The 16,942-nt window shown below is 74.9% G+C and carries 12 protein-coding genes; 6 read left to right on the top strand and 6 right to left on the bottom strand.

Annotated elements, in window-relative coordinates; genetic code table 11:
* Positions 1-23 precede the first annotated feature (23 nt).
* From GC157_17845 to GC157_17835, 3 genes are read left to right on the top strand one after another with little or no spacing between them, the layout of a single operon-like run.
* Positions 24-1,091, top strand: coding sequence for a glycosyltransferase (locus GC157_17845; GenBank protein MBI1379319.1), 1,068 nt, complete (start codon positions 24-26; stop codon positions 1,089-1,091).
* A 29-nt stretch (positions 1,092-1,120) separates the two neighbouring features.
* Positions 1,121-2,077 carry a hypothetical protein gene (locus tag GC157_17840; protein ID MBI1379318.1) on the top strand — a complete coding sequence of 319 codons (957 nt, stop codon included), beginning with the start codon at positions 1,121-1,123 and terminating at the stop codon, positions 2,075-2,077.
* Positions 2,078-2,102: 25 nt separating this feature from the next.
* Positions 2,103-4,493, top strand: coding sequence for a glycosyltransferase (locus GC157_17835; protein ID MBI1379317.1), 2,391 nt, complete (start codon positions 2,103-2,105; stop codon positions 4,491-4,493).
* A gap of 25 nt (positions 4,494-4,518) precedes the next feature.
* Here GC157_17835 and GC157_17830 read toward each other — a convergent pair whose 3' ends face one another.
* The 5 genes from GC157_17830 to GC157_17810 form a co-directional block, all read right to left on the bottom strand.
* Positions 4,519-5,595: a glycosyltransferase gene (locus GC157_17830; GenBank protein ID MBI1379316.1), complete on the bottom strand. Its 1,077-nt coding sequence runs from the start codon at positions 5,593-5,595 to the stop codon at positions 4,519-4,521.
* Positions 5,596-5,604: 9 nt separating this feature from the next.
* Positions 5,605-6,399, bottom strand: coding sequence for an ATP-binding cassette domain-containing protein (locus tag GC157_17825; protein ID MBI1379315.1), 795 nt, complete (start codon positions 6,397-6,399; stop codon positions 5,605-5,607).
* Positions 6,386-7,264 (bottom strand): ABC transporter permease, encoded by an 879-nt coding sequence (locus GC157_17820; protein MBI1379314.1) that lies wholly within the window; start codon positions 7,262-7,264, stop codon positions 6,386-6,388. The genes GC157_17825 and GC157_17820 overlap by 14 nt, the downstream gene beginning before the upstream one ends.
* A gap of 5 nt (positions 7,265-7,269) precedes the next feature.
* Positions 7,270-8,532, bottom strand: a complete 1,263-nt coding sequence (locus GC157_17815) for a nucleotide sugar dehydrogenase (protein MBI1379313.1) — start codon at positions 8,530-8,532, stop codon at positions 7,270-7,272.
* Between the two features lie 107 nt (positions 8,533-8,639).
* The gene (locus GC157_17810; protein ID MBI1379312.1) at positions 8,640-9,854 is read right to left on the bottom strand and encodes a glycosyltransferase; all 1,215 of its coding nucleotides are present in this window, start codon (positions 9,852-9,854) and stop codon (positions 8,640-8,642) included.
* Between the two features lie 618 nt (positions 9,855-10,472).
* Here GC157_17810 and GC157_17805 point away from each other — a divergent pair.
* Genes GC157_17805 through GC157_17795 form a run of 3 tightly spaced genes read left to right on the top strand, consistent with a single transcriptional unit; the run spans position 10,473 to position 16,140 of the window.
* On the top strand, positions 10,473-11,579 hold the full coding sequence (locus tag GC157_17805; protein MBI1379311.1) for a UDP-N-acetylglucosamine 2-epimerase (non-hydrolyzing): 1,107 nt from the start codon (positions 10,473-10,475) through the stop codon (positions 11,577-11,579).
* Positions 11,576-13,924 carry a hypothetical protein gene (locus GC157_17800; GenBank protein MBI1379310.1) on the top strand — a complete coding sequence of 783 codons (2,349 nt, stop codon included), beginning with the start codon at positions 11,576-11,578 and terminating at the stop codon, positions 13,922-13,924. The genes GC157_17805 and GC157_17800 overlap by 4 nt, the downstream gene beginning before the upstream one ends.
* Positions 13,921-16,140, top strand: a complete 2,220-nt coding sequence (locus tag GC157_17795; GenBank protein ID MBI1379309.1) for a glycosyltransferase — start codon at positions 13,921-13,923, stop codon at positions 16,138-16,140. The genes GC157_17800 and GC157_17795 overlap by 4 nt, the downstream gene beginning before the upstream one ends.
* Positions 16,141-16,281: 141 nt before the next feature.
* Here the strand turns inward: GC157_17795 and GC157_17790 are convergent.
* Positions 16,282-16,942, bottom strand: a 661-nt coding sequence (locus GC157_17790; GenBank protein MBI1379308.1) for a hypothetical protein, incomplete at its 5' end; no start/stop codon positions are given.

The raw sequence follows: 16,942 nt of genomic DNA, 5'->3' as shown, positions 1-16,942 counted from the left end.
GGCGTCGACTACGGTCTCCCGTGATGTCGACCTCACCCGACGCGCCGGGCGACCCGGCCCAGCCGCCCTCACCGGGCCGCAGCGCGGCTCCGGGCGTCTCGGTGGTGGTGCCGGTGCTCAACGAGGAGCGCCACCTCGCCGGGGCCGTGGGCCGGCTGCTCGGCCAGGCCTACGACGGCCCGCTCGAGGTGGTCCTGGCGGTGGGCCCCAGCCGCGACCGCACCCACGAGATCGCGTCCTCGCTGGCCGCCGCCGATCCTCGTGTTCGCGTCGTCGACAACCCCACCGGGCGCACACCGGCGGGCCTCAACGCGGCCATCGCGGCGGCCGCGCACGACGTCATCGTGCGCGTCGACGGCCACGCCCTGGTGCCCGCGGACTACGTCGCCACGGCCGTGGAGGTGCTCGAGCGCACCGGCGCGGACAACGTCGGCGGGATCATGGGCGCCGAGGGCGAGACCACCTTCGAGCGCGCGGTCGCCGTGGCCATGACCTCCCCGCTGGGCGTCGGCGCGGCGGCGTTCCACACCGGTGGCGAGGAGGGGCCGGCCCCCACCGTCTACCTGGGCGCCTTCCGGCGCTCGGCGCTCGAGCGCGTCGGCGGCTACGACGAGAGCATGGTGCGCGCCCAGGACTGGGAGATGAACTACCGGATCCGCGAGTCCGGCGGGCTGGTGTGGTTCACCCCGCGGATGCGAGTCACCTACCGGCCCCGCCCCACGCTGCGCGCCCTCGCACGGCAGTACCACGACTACGGCCGCTGGCGCCGTGAGGTGGTGCGCCGTCACCCCGACACGCTCAACGCCCGCTACCTCGCCGCGCCGGTGGCGCTGCTCGGGGTGGTGCTCGGCACCGCCGCCGGCCTCCTCTCGCTCGGCGGGCCGACCTGGCTGGCGATCGGCTGGGCGGCCCCGGTCGGCTACGCCGTGCTCGCCGTCGCCGGCGGCCTGTGGATCTCGCGGCGCCAGCCCCTCGCGGTCGCCGTGCGGGTGCCGGCGGTGCTCGCGACCATGCACGGGTCGTGGGGCCTGGGCTTCCTCACCTCGCGCACCGGCCCGTCGCGGGCGTGGGCGCGGCGGCCTGCTAGGTGAGCGGCGGGACGCCGGATAGCCTCGCCCGCATGGCCGCCCGACCTCCCGTCCTGTCCCGCGCCCGGCGCGCCGTCGGCGCGCGCTGGGACGAGCTCGCCGCGCGGCGGGCCCGCACCATCCTCGACCGCTCCCGCCGCGACGGCGTCGACCCGCGCACCCGCGCGCTCGCGGCCGACCTGCGCAGCCACGGGGCCGTCGCCGACGCGTCCGGCTCGACGGCGGACCCCCTCGAGCGGCTGCGCGCCATCGGCGAGCAGCGCGCCAAGGCCACGCCCGAGGAGGTGGAGGTCATCTCGCGCGCGTTCGCCGGGCTATACCACCCCCGCGGCATGGGGCCGGCGAACCCGCCGGCGGTGGTGCGCCAGACCATCGCCGACCAGTTCCACCTCCTCTACTACCACCAGCGCCCGAGGGTGTGGCAGCGCACGTTCTACCGAGGCATCCCGATCCTCAAGATGACCTCGGACCTGTGGATCTACCAGCACCTGCTCGACCGGCTTCGGCCCGGCCTGGTGATCGAGACGGGCACCCGCTTCGGCGGCTCGTCGTACTGGATGGCCGACCAGATGAGGCTGCTCGGCACCGGTCGCATCGTCACGATCGACATCGACCCGATGCCCGACCGGGTCGCGCACCCCGACGTCACCTACCTGCTCGGGTCGTCCAGCGACCCGGAGGTGCGGGCCCGGGTCGAGGAGCTGCTCCCCTCCGACGGCAGCCCGGTGATGGTGGTGCTCGACAGCGACCACAGCCGCGACCACGTGCTGGCCGAGCTGCGGCTGTGGGCCGACCTCGTCACCTCCGGCTCCTACCTCATCGTCGAGGACACCAACATCAACGGCCATCCGGTCTACGCAGACTTCGGGCCCGGCCCCTACGAGGCGGTCGAGCAGTTCCTCGCCGAGGACGACCGCTTCGAGGTCGACGAGGAGTGCGAGATGTACTACGTGACGCAGAACCCGCGCGGCTACCTGCGCCGGCGGTGAGGGGCGGCTGGGGCGTGGCACGGGCATGACCTCGCTCGGGAAGGTCCCCGGCGTCGGCGGCGCCCGCCGGCGCGCGGGCCGGCTGCGCGAGGACGCGCAGGACTGGTGGGCCGACCGCGCCCCGGTGGCCGCCCTGCGCGACGCCGGCGCCGTCGACGTCGCGTGGTACTCGGCGCTGGTCGGCGAGGACTTCCGCGGCGAGGCGGCCGCCGCGCGGCACTGGCTGCACCACGGCGGGCCGGCCGGCCTCCCGCCGCACCCGCTGCTCGAGCCGTCGCTCGTCGACAAGGAGGGCGGCAAGGAGGCCGGCACCGCCGCGGTGCTCGCGCTCCTCGCGGGGGAGCGGTCCGCGGACCTCCCGCACCCGGTGTTCGACGACGCGGCCTGGGTGGCTGCGCACCCCGAGGCGGCGGCGGTGACGGGCGGCCCGCTCGTGCACTTCCTGCAGACCGCGCGCGCGGACACGCTGCTCCCGGTGCCCGAGGGCTACGCCGGGCCGGCACCCGCGTACGGGCCGTGGCGCGAGCGGATGCTCGGCGTCGCCCGCGAGTGGGCGCAGCGCCGCACCGCCGGGCGCACCCCGGACGAGCCCGACTGGGCGGCCGCCGAGGCGGCCCTGCCCGCCCGTGTCGAGGGCCGCGTCTCCGTGGTCGTGACCGTGCGCGAGGACTGGGCCCGGGTTCAGGAGACCGCGGCGTGGCTGGCCGGTCAGGACGACGTCGAGCTCGTCGTGCTCGACGACGCCTCGTCGCGCCTCGGGGCCTTCCTGCTCGAGGCGGTCGTCGGCGGGCTCGAGCGCGTGGTGCTGCGGCACCGGGTGGGCAAGGTGGGCCGCCAGCTCGCGCTGGGGCACGCGGTGGTGGCCTCGACCGGCGCCGTCGTGGTCGTCCTCGCCGACCACCTGGCCCCGCTGCCCGGCTGGACCGGGCCCCTGCTCGAGGCGCTGACCGACGAGTCGGTCGCCGGGGCGCAGCCCCTGGTCGTGCACCCCGACGGCACCGTGCGCAGCGCCGGCTTCGTGCTTCCTGGCGGGGGCGGCCTGCCGGCGTACTACCTGGCCGAGCACCCGGTGTCCGACGTCCGGCGCGCGGGACCGGTGCGCGTGCGGGCGCTCAACGGGCTGGCCCTCGCGCTGCGCGCGGACGACGTGGTCGCCGTGCAGGGTCCGGACCCGGCCGCCGACGGGTGGGCCGAGGTCGACCTCTGCCTGCGGATCGCCGAGCACCGCGGCGGCGGCGCGTTCGCCGTCGTCGACACGGCCCGGGTGGAGTCGCACGCCAGCCGGATGTTCGGTCGCGACCGGCTGCGGGTGGGCGACCCGGCCGTCCTGCGCGAGCGCTGGGCCGAGGTGCTCGACCGGTCCGACGACGCGCTGTGGGACCGACTCGACCTCGACGTGGTGGGCGCGGAGGACGAGACCGACCCGGCCAACGCCGGGAGCCCGGGCGCGTTCGTCCCCCGACCGGTGCTTGCCCACCGGGTGCGCCGCACGGCCGACGGCGTCCCCCGCCTGCGCTGGTCGGTGCGGATCGCGTCGCGTTCCGGCCCGCGCGGGGACACCTGGGGCGACACGTTCTTCGGCCACGACCTCGCCGCGGCGCTCGAGCGGCTCGGCCAGCACGCCGGCGTCGACCGCCGCGACGCCTACACCCGCCGCACCGCGCACCTCGACGAGGTCACCGTCACCGTGCGCGGCCTGGTCGACGTCACGCCGTCGCCGGGCGCGGTCAACCTGCTGTGGGTCATCAGCCACCCCGACCTCGTGACGCCGGAGGAGGTGCGTCGCTACGACGCTGCCTTCGCCGCCAGCATCCCGTGGGCGGCCGGGATGAGCGAGCAGGCGGGAGTGCCGGTGCAGCCGCTGCTCCAGGCCACCGACCCCGCCCGGTTCCACCCGCGGCCCGGGCCGACGTCGCGCGTGGTGTTCGTCGGCAACCACCGTGAGGACCGCCGGATCGTGACCGACGCGCTGGCCGCCGGGATCGACCTGGACATCTACGGCCGGGGCTGGCGCGAGGCGGGACTCGGCGACCACGTCCGGGCGGAGTTCGTGCCCAACGACCGGCTCGGCGAGCTCTACGCCGGCGCCGACGTCGTGCTCTGCGACCACTGGGCCGACATGGCGCGCGAGGGGTTCGCGGCCAACCGGCTCTTCGACGCGGTCGCCTCGGGCACCCGGGTGGTGTCCGACGACGTCGCGGGCGCCGCCGAGGTGTTCGGCCCGCTGGTGCACGTCTACCGCGACCGCGACGACCTCGCGGCCGTGGTGGGCGCCGCACGCGACGAGGCGTTCCTGGCGGACGACGAGCGACGCGCGCGCGCCGCCGAGTTCGGGGTGGCGCACTCGTTCGACGCGCGCGCCGCCACCCTGCTCGAGCACGCCCTCCGGGTGCGGCGCGATCGCGGGATCGACTGAGCCGCAGGCCATCGCGGGCCGCGGATCAGGCCCGGGCGAACGACTCCAGCGCCGCGACGAAGGCCGGCCCCTGCACGCGCCAGTCGTAGCGCTCGCGCGCGGCTCGGTGGCCCTCGAACCCGAGGGCGACGCGCCGCCCCACGCCCTCGCGCAGCTCGCGGACCGCGCCGACCACGGCGTCGACGTCCCCGAACGGCACGACGATCCCGCAGTCCGCGGACTCGACGATGTCGACCGCAACCGGCAGGGGCGTGGTGATCACGGGGACGCCGTGCGCCATGTACTCGATCACCTTGGTGGGCCGCGAGTGCCGGTAGTTGGGCTCGTCGTGCAGCAGCGAGAGCCCGGCGAGCGCGCCGTCGAGCATCCGGACGGCCTCGTCGTTGGGCACGAAGCCGTGCGCCACGACGTGACCGGCCGCGTGCGCGCGGGCCACGGCGTCGGCGACGTCGGCGGCCACCGGGCCGATGAGCTCGACGCCCACCTCGCCGGCGAGCCGGCGCCCGACCTCCACCATCTCGAGCGCGCCCCGGGCGCGGGTGACCGACCCGAGGTAGACGACCCTGTCGGTGCCCGGGGCCGGCACCGTGTCCGGCACGGTCGTCGTGTTCGGGACGACGGCGTGCCGGCCGGCGAAGCGGGTGGCGTAGCCGTCCTCGGCCAGCAGCAGCCCGACGCGGCGCTCGGCCGAGCGCTCGAGCCGGGCCACGGCCGCGGCCGCCGTGGGGCGCAGCGGACCGGGGATCCACGACTTCATCGACACGGCGGCGGCGGTGTCCTCGTGGACGTCCCACACCACGGGGGTGGTCACCGAGCGCGCGACCGCGAGCAGCAGCTCCGGGTCGTGCAGCAGCACGACGTCGTGCGCCGGGGCCTCGGCGGCGACCAGGGCGCGGGCCCGGCGCAGGGCGGCGAGCCGGGCCCGGCCGTGGGCGCGCGGCAGGTCGAGCGCCCGCACGCCCACGGGCCGGTCGGCGCCGTAGGCGGTGAACGGCGCGGCGAAGGTGACGGCGTGCCCGGCCGCCAGCAGCGCGGGGATCTCGCGGTGCGCGATCCGGGCGTCGCCGGGGTGGTGCACGACCGTCACCACGAGCACGCGCACGCGGTCCCCCTATCGCTCGACGATGGCCTCGTAGGCGTCGAGGACGTGCTCGACGTCGCCGTCCATCTTGATCTGGCCCTTCTCCAGCCAGATCGCGCGGTTGCAGGTCTCGCGGATGACGCCGAGGCCGTGGCTGACCACGAACACCGTGCCGGCCTCCTCGCGCAGCTCGCGGATGCGCTGCTCGGACCTGCGCCGGAACTCGGCGTCGCCGGTGGCCAGCGCCTCGTCGATGAGCAGGACGTCGTGCGAGACCGACGCGGCGATCGCGAACCTCAGCCGCGCGCTCATGCCGGAGGAGTACGCGTTCATGGGCAGGTCGATGAAGTCGCCGATGCCGGAGAACTCCACGATCGAGTCGTACTTGGCGCGGACCTCCTCCGGCGTCATGCCCATGGCGAGGCCGCCGAGGATGACGTTCTGCTGGCCGGAGAGCGTGTTGACCAGAGCGGCGTTGACGCCGAGGAGCGAGGGCTGGCAGTCGGTGTAGACGGTGCCGCTCTCGGGCGGCAGGAGGCCCGCGATGGCGCGCAGGAGCGTGCTCTTGCCCGAGCCGTTGCGGCCGATGAGCCCGATGGCGTCGCCGTGGTTGGCGGTGAACGACACCCCGCGGATCGCGTGGATCTCCCGGAGACCCGGCGACGGCCGGCGGGTGAGCACCCTCATGAGGGCCGAGGAGGCGTCCTTGTGCACTCCGGCCTTGCGGGCGCCCACCACGCGGTAGACCACGTGGAGGTCGTCCACGATCACGGTCGGCCGGCCGGTCTTGGCCGTGCGGGCCGCGCGTTCGTCAGCCGCGACCATAGGACGTCTCTCCGCGGTAGAAGAACAGGAATCCGCCGAACAGCGCCACGACCGCCCAGCCGAGCGCCAGGTACCAGTAGGTGATCGGCGCGGGCTCCGAGGCCATGAAGGCACCGCGGATGATCGCGAGGTAGGCCACCGCCGGGTTGACCCTGAGGAGGAAGTCGATCCAGGGGTGCGAGTCGTGGGTGTTGACGAACGTGGTGATGGAGTACATCACGCCGGACAGGTACATCCAGATGCGCATGGCGAACGGCAGGAACGAGGCCACGTCGCGGATCGAGGCGGTGAGCCGGGCGAAGATGAACGCCACGCCGACGCTGAACATGAGCTGGAGCAGCACGGCTGCCGGGAGCTGGAGCCAGGTCCAGCTCAGCGGCTCGCCCGTGAGCAGCACGATGGCCGCGAGCAGGACGTAGGACGTGCCGGTCCTGAGCAGCTCCTCGATCGCGGAGGAGATCGGGAGCAGGGCCCGGGGGAAGTGCAGCGCCCGGATGAGCCCCATGTTGCCCGTGATCGACCGGGCTCCCGCCAGGATCGTCTTCTGCGTGAAGCCGAACGTGAACACGCCGACGATCAGGAAGGCGATGAAGTTCTGGATGCCTTTGCTGGCGTTGAGGATGACGTGGAAGATCAGGTAGTAGACGGCTGCGTTGAGCAGCGGGTTGAGCAGCTGCCACAGCTGGCCGAGACGGTTCTCGCTGTTGTCGGCCTGCAGCTGGCTGCGCGCGAAGGCCAGGCCGAAGTGCCGCCGGTCCCAGAGCGAGACGAGGTAGGCGCGCAGAGTCGGCTTCTGCCCGATCGGGCTGAGGCCGTAGTGCGCCGCCTCCGCGGCAGCGGGGCTGAGGCTCATCTCGGTCGTCACGTGGCTCAGAGCCTCTCGACGTTCGGGCCCGAGGCCTTGCCGCGCGTGTCGAGCAGGAGCGGGGCGCGGCCGGCGACGACGGCGAGGTCGAGCACGCTGTGGTTCTGCACCAGGATCGCGAGGTCGCACGCGGCGAGGCCGGCCTCGAGGTCGTGCACCTTGGTGGTGTCGACCCCCGGCACGTGCCAGTCCTCGACGTAGGGGTCGAAGAACGAGACGCGCGCGCCCATCGCGGCGAGGTGCTGGGCCAGCGGCTCGGCGGGCGACTCTCGCTGGTCGGCGATGTCGGGCTTGTACGTGACGCCGAGCACGAGCACGGTCGCGCCGTTCATCGCCTTCCCGACGGTGTTGAGCAGGTCCTGCGCGCGGCGGGCGACGTAGCGCGGCATCCCGTTGTTGACCGCCTGCGCGATCTCGATGAACTGCGAGGGGGCGCCGAGGCGGGCCCGCACCTGGTAGCTGAGGTACATCGGGTCGATCGGGATGCAGTGCCCGCCGACGCCGGGACCCGGGTAGAAGGCCTGGAAGCCGAACGGCTTGGACTTCGCCGCCTCGATGACGTCCCACAGGTCGATGCCGAGCTCGTGGCAGTACTGCGCCATCTCGTTCATGAGGCCGATGTTGACCTGGCGGTAGGTGTTCTCCACCAGCTTGGCCATCTCGGCCTCGCGGGTGCCCTTGGCCTCGACGACGGTGTCGACGAACCGGCGGTAGAACGCGGCGGCGCGCGCGGTGCACGCGGGGGTGTGCCCGCCGACGACCTTGGGCGTGTTCTTCATGCCGTAGACCGGGTTGCCCGGGTCGATCCGCTCGGGGGAGAACGCGAGGTTGAAGTCGGTGCCGGCGGTGAGGCCGGTGGCGTCCTCGAGGATCGGGCGCACCTGCTCGTCGGTGGTGCCCGGGTAGGTGGTCGACTCCAGGACGACGAGCGTGCCGGGCTTGAGGTGGTCGCCGACCGTGCGCGCGGAGGTGAGCACGTAGGCCAGGTCCGGGCCGCCCTCCGAGCCCAGCGGGGTGGGGACGCAGATGACCACGGCGTCGGCGCCGGAGATGACGGAGGGGTCCGTCGTCGCGGTGAAGCCGCCGGAGAGCATCGCGGCGATGTCGTCGTCGGAGAGGTCGTCGACGTGGGAGCGGCCGGCGTTGAGCCCGTCGACGATGCGGGACGAGACGTCCAGGCCGACGACGGCCAGCCCGTTGCGGGTGGCCTCCTGCGCCAGGGGCAGGCCGACGTAGCCGAGGCCGATGACGACCAGATCGACGGACACGGTGTCGCTCCCTGCGATGACGGTGGAGGCCGGGTCGGTCGGCCACGGTGCTCGACGCCCGGACGGTCCTGGTGGTTCCGGGGTCCCGGGGGAGCCGGCGGACCCGGTCACCGAGCACCGAGGTGGGCGTAGGCGTCGCGGTACCGGGAGGCGACCTGGGACCAGGTGCGGTGCTCCGCGACCCAGCTCCGGGCAGCGTCTCCGAGACGGCCACGCAGGTCCAGATCGTACAGGAGCGGGGCGATCGCACCGGCGAGCGCGACGGCGTCGTCGGGCTCCACCAGCACCCCGGTGACGCCGTCCGAGACCACCTCGCGCAGGCCCCCCACGTCGCTCGCGACGACGGCCCGCCCGGTGGCCATCGCCTCCACCGGCTTGAGCGGGGTCACCAGGTCGCTGACCCGGGCCCGGATCCGCGGGACGCAGAAGACGTCGACCGCGGCGTAGTACTCGTGGACCTCGGCGAAGGGGACCCGGCCCGTGAGCAGCGTCCGGTCCTCGATCCCGGCCTCCTGGACCCGGTGGCGGATCGCGTCGCGCTCCGGCCCGTCGCCGACGACGAGCAGCCGCACCCGGGGGTGGTCGGGCAGCAGCCGGGCCACGGCGTCGACCAGGGTGACCACGCCCTCGTGCCGGTAGAGGGTGGACACCACGCCCACCGTGACCTCGTCGTCGGCGATGCCGAGCCGGCGCCGCAGGGGGCGGGCGTCGGGGGAGGCCGTGAGGAATCTCTCGTCCACCGCGTTGGGCGCCACCAGGACGCGGTCGGGGTCGACGCCGCGCGCGACGATCTCCGCGCGCATGACCTCGCCGAGGGTCGTCACGAGGTCGGCCTCGCGCATCACCCAGGTCTCCAGCTCGCGCTCGAGCCGGTAGCGGTCGGTGCTGCTGCCCTCGTCCTGGTCGCCGTCGCGGCGCGAGAGCCACGACTCCTCGAGGAATCCGCGCACCTCGTAGACGACCGGCAACCCGAGGCGCTCGCGCAGCGCCAGCGCGACGCGGCCGTTCCAGTGGTTGGACGCCGCGTGCAGCACCTCCGGCCGCAGCCGCTCGACGATGCCGGCCGCGGCGTCGATCTCGGCCGCGAGGCGCGCCGTCGCCCGGCGGGGCAGGGGCCGCGCGGGCAGCGACCGGTGGTAGGGCACGCCGTCGACGACGTCGAGCGGGGCCGCGGCGAGCGCGCCCTGCGCGACCGGGAACCCCAGCCGGGTGAGCGCGTGGGGGTCGAGGCCGATCCCGCGCTGCGCCAGGAGGATCTGGTGCGTGCGGGTGGTGTAGCCGGCGTTGGCGTACGGCAGCGAGTTGGTGACCAGGTGCAGCACCCGGCCCGGCACGGGCCGGTACGCCAGGGGCCGGCGCGGGCCGAGCCGCGGGGGGCGCAGCACGTCCAGGTCGTCGGCCATCGCGTCGCGCAGCCGGACGTCGCGCCGCGACGTGGCGTCGTGGGCGAGGTCCTCGCTCGCCTGGAGGAGGTGGCCCCGCTTCCAGTCCAGCCGCGCGGTGAGCCGGGGACGGGCCGGGTCGTCGAGCGGCAGCCGGGCCAGCAGCTCGCCGGCGAGGTCGGTGCGGTTGCGGGCCGTGGCCACCGAGACGAGGCGGCGCAGGGTGGCCGGGTCGGCCGGGGTGAGCGACCTCACGTCGGGGTCGTCCTCGAGCAGCAGCCGGGCCTCGGGCCGGGCCGCGAACCGACCCAGGACGCCGTCGGGCAGGCGCTCCGCGAGCCGGACGGCGGTCTCGACGGGGTCGACCCCGAACCGGCGCACGGCCACCGACGCGGCGAGCGGGGAGTTGCGCGCGGCGTGCGCGCCGCGGGCCGCGATCGCGCGCAGGTCCGGCACGTTTCCACACTCCAAGCCCACGGGTCGCGGTCGCCTATGCTAGTCGCCGCACCAGCAGCCGCGGCGCCATGGACGGCCCGACGTGCGCGACGAGAGGTATCCATGAGCGCCGCACCTGTGATCCACGTGACCGGAGCGCGCCCCAACTTCCCCAAGGCGGCGCCCGTCCTGGCCGCGCTCCGCGCGCTCGACGTGCCCCAGCTGCTCGTGCACACCGGTCAGCACTACGACGACCGCATGTCCGAGATCTTCTTCCGCGAGCTCGACCTGCCGACCCCCGACGTCAACCTCGGCGTCGGCTCGGGCAGCCACGCGGTGCAGACGGCGGCCACGATGGTGGGGCTCGAGGAGCTCTTCCTCGAGCAGGCGCCCCCGCTGGTGGTCGTCTACGGCGACGTCAACAGCACCGTGGCGGCCGCTCTCGTGGCCGCGAAGCTGCACATCCCCGTGGCGCACGTCGAGGCGGGCCTGCGGTCCTTCGACATGACGATGCCGGAGGAGGTCAACCGGCTGCTCACCGACCAGCTCTCGGACCTGCTGCTGGTCACGAGCCCGGACGCCATCGCGCACCTCGCGAACGAGGGGATCGACCCCGGGCGCATCCACTTCGTGGGCAACCCGATGATCGACACGCTGCTCGCGCACCTCGACCGCTTCGACGTCGAGAAGGCCACCGCCGAGCACGGGCTCACCGGCCGCTACGCCGTCGCCACGCTGCACCGCCCGGCCAACGTCGACTCGGTCGAGTCCGCCCGCGAGCTGGTGCGCGTGCTGCACGCGGCCGCCGACCGGCTCGACGTCGTCTTCCCGCTGCACCCGCGCGGCCGCGCGATGCTCGAGTCGCAGGGACTGCTCGACCACGGCCGTCTGCACGTCGTCGACCCCCTGGGCTACATCGAGTTCATCTCGCTCGTGCGCGGGTCGTCCGCCGTCGTCACGGACTCCGGCGGCGTGCAGGAGGAGACCACCGTGCTGGGCGTGCCGTGCCTCACCCTGCGACCCAACACCGAGCGTCCGATCACCATCTCGAGCGGGACCAACCGCCTGGTCACCACCGCCACCGTCATCGACGCGCTCGACGAGGCGCTCGCGCGGCCGGCCGGCGCCGGGCACAAGGTGCCGCCGCTGTGGGACGGCCACGCCGGGCCCCGCATCGCCGAGGTGGTGTCGGCGTTCCTCGGGTCCCGTGCCGCACGGGCGGGCGCGTGAGGACCCGGATCCGCGACCTGGTCGCGGGCAGCGGCGTGTCCTGGACCGCCGTGGTCGACGCCGGTGGCGCCGGCATCGACCTCGCGACGTTCGTGGGCGACGACGTCGCCCCCGTGCGCGCCGACGACGGCTCGGCCATCGGCACCGACGTCCTGCTGACGGTCGGCGCGCGCCCGGACGCGGAGGCCGGCGGCCTCGGCGACGCGGTCGCCGCCCTGGCCCGCGTGCCCGAGGGCGGCCACGCGCTCGTGCTCCTCGGGTGGCCCCCGGCCGACCTCGTGGAGGCGCCGGTGGCCGGTGCGCTGGCCCAGGCCGGCCTCGCGCCGGTCCGTGCGGTCGCGACGCCCTACCCGGACCTGCCCGTCGCGGTGCTGGTCGTGCGCGCCGCGGCCGGCGCGGAGTCAGCCCCCGCCGGTGCCGCGGCCGACGGCGCCGAGCAGCCGTCGTGGTCGGAGGTGACGGCGGAGGCGTTCGAGACCGCGCTCGGCGCCGCCGCCGCGATGTGGGCCGAGCACCCCGAGCCCGCGGGCCGCGCCCGCAGCGTGGGCCGCGGCGTCGACCCGGAGGCCGACGCGCAGCTCGCCGAGCTGGCGCGCGAGCGGGCCGCGCTGGCCGCGTCGCTGAGCCGCACCGAGGCCGAGCTGAGAGCGGCGCGCGACCGCGTCGCGCGGCTGGAGGCGTCCACCTCGATGCGGGTGGGGCGCGCCCTGGTGAACGCGGCCAAGAACCCGCGGTCGGCCGCGAAGCTGCCGCGCCAGGCCCTGCGGATGTGGCGCATGCGCGGCGGCCGCGCCGGGCTCGCCGAGGCGCGGCGCCGGTCGGGGGAGAGCACCGCCGCGGCGTCGGCCGTCGGCGAGTCCGCCCGGCTGGTGGCCTGGCGCGGGGCGTCGCTGGAGCCGCGCACGCGCGTCAGCCTGCTGGGCGTCGTGCGCGAGGAGACCGAGGCCGCGCTGGCGCGGCACTCGTTCGTCGTCCGCGCGATGCCCGACGACGCCCGCCCGCTCTTCGACCGGGCCGACCCGGACCTCGTGCTCGTCGAGACCGCTGTGTCGGCGTCGTCGTCGCCCTGGGCGTACCTCGGCAACCCGGTCGCGACCGAGCGCGAGCGCCGCCTGCTCGGGCTCGTCGACGCCGCCCAGGCGGTCGGGCGGCCCGTGGTGCTCTGGCGCAACACCCCGGTGCACGAGACCGCGGCGCTCGGCGACTTCGCGGCCAGGTGCGACCTCGTCGTCGACTCCGCCCCGGCGCGCTCGGGCGGGGTGGCCTGGTCGGTCGGGGTGTCCCTCGGCGACGCCGTGGACCTCGGGGCCGAGCGCGACAGCCGCACCGCGGTGCTCTACGCCGGCGGGTTCGACGCGCGCGACACCGCACGCCGCCGCGCGCTGCTCGTCGAGGCGCTGGAGGCGGCCGGCGCCGCGCTGACCATCCGCCCCCGACGCGGCGGCGTTCCTGCCCACGGGTTCCCCGGGCTGCTGGGTGCGGCCGTCGGGCGCGAGGTGGACGCCCATGGCTACGCCGAGGCCTGCCGCCGCGCGGCGGTCGTCGTCGCGGCGCCGTTCGTGGTGCCGGACTCCTCCCTCGGTCTGCGCGACGACGACCTGCTGGCGCTGGCCTCGGGCGCGCGGCTGGTGACCGGTCCCAACCGCGACCTCGAGGCCCTCGGGCTCGGCGGCGCGGTCCGCGTCGCGCCGGCGGACGACGTCGCGGGAACGGTGCGCCAGGCCGTCGCCGACGGGCCGCTCACCGGCGCGGAGCACGTGGCCGTGCTGCGCGCCCTCGCCGAGTCGCACACCGTGGCGGCGCGGCTGCGCCGGCTCGTCGACCGGCTCGGGATCGACGCCGAGGTGGGGCACGAGCGCGGGGTGGCCGTGGTGGTGGCGCCCGGCACGCACATCGACGTGCCGCGCCTGGTCGAGTCCGTGCTGCGCCAGCGGCTGCGGCCCACGGAGCTCGTCGTGGCGCGCGCCGACGTCGGCTCGCCGTCCGACCTGCTCGAGCTGAGCGCCTCCGGCGTGGCCGTGCGCACCGTCACGCGGCCCGTCGTCGGGTACTCCGACCTCGCCCGTGCCGTCGACGCGCCGTGGCTCGCCCCGTGGCGCCCGGGCGCCGCGCAGCCGTGGGCCGACACGCACCTGCTGGACCTCGTGGTGGGCGCGGAGGCCGGCGACGCCGACGCCGTGACCCTCGCCGCGTCGGGAGGCGTGCGAGGCACGTCGGCGCTGGGCGAGGACGTGCTGCTGCGCCGCTCGCTCGTCGTGTCCGACGACCTCGACGTGCTCGACCTCGCGCACTGGGCGGGCCGCGGGCGCACCCTGGTCGCCGTCGGATCCGGAGACGCCTCATGACCCGCGCGCTCGTCTACGGCGACGTCAACCTCAACGTGCTCGACGGCTCGGCCATCTGGGTCCAGTCGATGGTCGAGGCGCTGAGCCGGTGCGACGTCGACGTCACGCTCCTGCTCAAGGCCCCGGTCACCACGGGCCGCCTCGTCGACCCCATCGCGGCCATGCCGCGCGTGACGGTCGTGCGCCCGCACGAGGAGGGCCTCGTGCCCCGCCGGTCGCACCTGCTCGACCGCGAGCACGCCGTGGAGATCATGCGCCGGCTCGACGAGCAGCAGCGCTTCGACCTCGTCGTCATGCGGGGCCTGCGCGCCGTCGACGTCGCGGCGAAGGACGGCGCGTTCGACGGGCGGCTGTGGACCTACCTCACGGACCACGCGCAGACCGTCACCGCTCTCACGCCCGCAGCGATCGAGCAGCTCGAGCGGATCAGCGCCGCGAGCCGCTTCATGCTCTGCCAGACCGAGGAGCTGCGCTCGTTCCTCGAGTCCGCGGTGTCGGCGGCGTGCGGCCGCAGCGTCCTCTGGACGCCGACCGTGCCCGCACCGGACTTCGAGCTGCCCGAGCGCGAGCCGCGCGAGGGCCGGCCGCTGCGCCTGGTCTACACCGGCAAGTTCGCGCCGCTGTGGAACACCCTGGAGATGACCCGCCTGCCGCAGCGTCTCGCGGAGGCAGGCGTCTCGGCCGAGCTGCACATGGTGGGCGACAAGGTCCACGAGGTGCCGACCGACCCGTCGTGGGCTCCGGCGATGCAGGCGGCTCTGTCGTCGAGCCCCGGCGTCGTGTGGCACGGCGGCATGCCGCGCCAGGAGGCCATGCGCACGTCGGCGGCGATGGACATCGGGCTGTCGTGGCGCGACCCGGCGATGGACGGCAGCCTCGAGCTGTCGACCAAGGTGCTCGAGTTCGGCGCCCTCGACGTGCCGGTGATCCTCAACCGCACGCAGATGCACGAGGACCTCTTCGGCGTCGACTACCCGCTGTTCGTGCAGGGGGAGGACGACGTCGTCGACGCCGTCGCCGCCGTGGCGCAGGACCCGGAGCTCTACGAGTCCGCGCGCACCCGGTGCCGTGAGGTGTCGGCGTCGTTCTCGATGGACGTCGCGGTGGAGCGGATGCGCGGCCACCTCGCCCGGGCGTTCCCCACCGCCGGATCCGCCGCGCCGTCGCTCGCGGGGCGCTCGCGGCGGCTGCGTGTCGGCGTCGCCAGCCACGACCTGAAGTTCTTCAGCCGCATGCTCGACCACCTCTCGGCGCTGCCCGAGCTCGAGGTGCGCGTCGACCAGTGGTCGGCCCTGGCGGTGAACGACCCGGCGCAGTCGCAGGAGATCCTCGACTGGGCCGACGTCATCATCGCCGAGTGGTGCGGGCCGGTCGCGGTCTGGTACTCCCAGCGCAAGCGGCCGGGGCAGCGGCTCATCGTCCGGCTGCACAGGTTCGAGCTCGACGCGGCCTGGATCAAGGACGTCGTCATCGACAACGTCGACCAGATGGTGTGCGTGAGCCCCTTCTACGGCCAGCTCACGGCGCAGCGCACCGGGTGGCCGAAGGACAAGATCGTGGTCGTCCCGAACTGGGTGGACGTCGACCAGCTCGACCGGCCCAAGCTCGAGGGGGCGCAGTTCCACCTCGGCATGATCGGGATCGCGCCCATGCGCAAGCGCATGGACCTCGGGCTCGACGTGCTCGAGCGCGTGCGGCGCCAGGACGACCGGTTCACGCTGTTCGCCAAGTCCAAACTGCCTTGGGACTACTGGTGGATCTGGCGCAAGGCCCACGAGCAGGAGCACTTCGACGAGGTGTTCCGCCGGATCCAGACCTCGCCGCACCTGCGCGGCGCGGTGGTGTTCGACGACTTCGGCGGCGACGTCGCCGCGTGGCTGCGCCGCATCGGCTGGGTGCTCTCGACCTCCGACGACGAGAGCTTCCACCTCGCCCCGGCCGAGGGGATGGCCTCCGGTGCCGTGCCTGCGCTGCTCCCGTGGCCCGGTGCCGACACGATCTACCACCAGCGCTGGATCGACGAGGACGTCGACGCCATGGCCGAGCGCATCCTCACCACGGTGCACGAGGACCGCTGGGAGGCCGAGGGTCTCCGGGCCCAGCAGCACCTGTCGGCCTCGTTCCCGCTCGACGCCGTCTGCGCCGCATGGACCCGCCTCCTCGTCGAGAACGCCTCGCCCGACACGGCGCAGGGCACCCTCGCCCCGGAGGACTGAGAGAGGGCGCCTCGCACGCCGGGTCCGAGGGGTTCTTCGGGCCGCGGATCGACGTCGTAGCTGATCCTGCTCGTGCGCTCGACGGCGACGGCGGTGAGGCAGGGCTCTCGCTCCCACTCGCCGTGACCGTCGTGGTGTGGGTCAGAACGGTGGACGTTCAGGGTCGCCGGCTCCCGGGGGATCGACATCCTGCTGGGGCTGCTCGTGGGTGCCGGGGCGTGCCGGTGCGACACCCGGTGGGGCGGCAGGTGATCCGGTGGGTGCTGGTCGCTCCGGTGGTTCGAGCACGGGCTGGGCAGGGATGCGGATGCGCTGCCGCCATCGGGTCACCCACGTGCCCGAGCCGTCGACCGCGCTGTCCTCGATGGTCGCGTGCCCGGCGGTCTTCACCTGGTGGCAGCGCGAGCACAGCCCGCCGCAGTTCGCCGTGTCGCTGGGCCCCGCGGGGTACGGGAGTGCGTGGTCCATCTCCTGCGCCGTCCGGGTGCAGCCGGGTCGCCGGCAGGTCGGGTCGCGGTGCAGCACGTGCTCACGCAGCGCGGCCGGCAGGTACTGGCGGGTCCCGTAGTCCAGCAGGTGCCCGTCGACCGGGTCGACGACCACCCGGCGCCAGAGCTCGGCGACCCCGGCGACCTCCCGCGCGATCGGCGCCGGGATAGGAGTCCCGTTCAGCAGTGCCAGCCCGTCGCGCTCGCCGCGCAGGGTGTCGAGGTCCATCACCACGTGCAGCTCGGTCTGCGTCCGGGAGGCGTCGTAGACCAGCTCGCCGTCCTCGCCGCGGTCGCCGAGCACGAGGGCGGCG

It is taken from the genome of Frankiales bacterium (genome assembly GCA_016125335.1).
Classification (GTDB): Bacteria; Actinomycetota; Actinomycetes; order S36-B12; family CAIYMF01; genus Longivirga.
Note: the sequence above shows the minus strand (reverse complement) of the source record. Positions and strands in the feature narration are given on the sequence as shown.

Coding starts and splice junctions, on each gene's coding strand:
- GC157_17845 (MBI1379319.1), top strand. CDS start 24: ATGTCGACCTCACCCGACGCGCCGGGCGACCCGGCCCAGCCGCCCTCA.
- GC157_17840 (MBI1379318.1), top strand. CDS start 1,121: ATGGCCGCCCGACCTCCCGTCCTGTCCCGCGCCCGGCGCGCCGTCGGC.
- GC157_17835 (MBI1379317.1), top strand. CDS start 2,103: ATGACCTCGCTCGGGAAGGTCCCCGGCGTCGGCGGCGCCCGCCGGCGC.
- GC157_17825 (MBI1379315.1), bottom strand. CDS start 6,399: ATGGTCGCGGCTGACGAACGCGCGGCCCGCACGGCCAAGACCGGCCGG.
- GC157_17805 (MBI1379311.1), top strand. CDS start 10,473: ATGAGCGCCGCACCTGTGATCCACGTGACCGGAGCGCGCCCCAACTTC.
- GC157_17795 (MBI1379309.1), top strand. CDS start 13,921: ATGACCCGCGCGCTCGTCTACGGCGACGTCAACCTCAACGTGCTCGAC.